At 26.9% G+C, this 525-nt stretch carries 1 pseudogene; it reads right to left on the bottom strand.

Going from position 1 to position 525, the window contains the following annotated elements:
• A pseudogene (locus KI369_RS28540) lies at window positions 1–246 on the bottom strand (GGDEF domain-containing protein); the annotation flags it as partial.
• Window positions 247–525: the final 279 nt, after the last annotated feature.

Genomic DNA, 525 nt, shown 5'->3' with positions numbered 1-525 from the left:
CATATTCTTTATATATTTTATTTGAGAAAAATCTGTTACATACATAATTACAATATGTGGTTTAGTCCTCTGAAACAATACTTCTCCTTCTTCAAAACTATTTGCTATAAACATACATTTAGGATGAATATTTTCTATCGTTTGTTGATGTGTACATCCATTTTCTATATAAAGGACATTTAACTGAAGATCTTGTAATACATTTTGGAAAACCGTATTCTCTAATAAAAAATGTAGTATGTTCATCACTAGTCTTCACTCACTTCATATATCTTGTTCTACTGAATTCCTCACAAACATTTTATAAAAAGACTGTTCTTTAAAAACTTTAATGAGTGAGGGATACATGTTAACAAGCTAATTGAGAATGTTCTCTTCGCTTTTTCACTCTATAAATTCCTTTTTTAGTGTATGATTATAAGAATTATATCGTTTGTATGAATGCCCTAGCTTCCGCTTTAAAACTTGACAATTAAAATAAAGATATTATATTCTTAAATTCGATAACTTACAAAATGTAAGTAG

The organism is Bacillus sanguinis (genome assembly GCF_018332475.1).
GTDB lineage: Bacteria > Bacillota > Bacilli > Bacillales > Bacillaceae_G > Bacillus_A > Bacillus_A sanguinis.
This window is presented reverse-complemented; position numbering and strand designations above follow the sequence as displayed.